The sequence below is a fragment of the Bacillus sp. 05T31 genome, from assembly GCF_056396725.1.
Genome location: NZ_JBFTMA010001475.1, coordinates 1 through 381, shown reverse-complemented (window position 1 = coordinate 381; position 381 = coordinate 1). Strand labels below are relative to the sequence as shown.

The 381-nt window shown below is 32.3% G+C and carries 1 protein-coding gene; it reads right to left on the bottom strand.

Features of this window, described 5'->3' with window-relative positions:
• Positions 1 to 173: 173 nt before the first annotated feature.
• Positions 174 to 381, bottom strand: a 208-nt coding sequence (locus tag AC1DJR_RS33910) for a hypothetical protein (protein WP_477004666.1), incomplete at its 5' end; no start/stop codon positions are given.

Sequence of the window (381 nt, the reverse complement as noted above, 5' to 3'; positions counted from 1 at the left end):
ATTTAAATATGTTCAATTTTCATTCCCCTTTCTAATAACATAAACTCACAATTCTTTTCTTTATTTTACCATCTAAAGCAAAAAACTTGTTTCCTAAAAACAGCAAAAAAACCTTACTATTAATAGCAAGGTTTCTCCTAATGGGGTAATGACATTTATTTTACAAGCGCTATTTACCAACCTGTACCGTGTTCAGACATATAAATAACTGGCTCTTTCGGAAGTGGTTTTGCTTGTTGTGAATCATTAGATACATTAATACCAAATGACAGAATTACAGCCGCTACAAAACTTAATAAGCCGAGCTTTTTCATTTTAAAGCCTCCCGTTCTTGTAATTTTTTCTCTGCTTGATGAGCTATGTGATAATACTTCCCTGCTT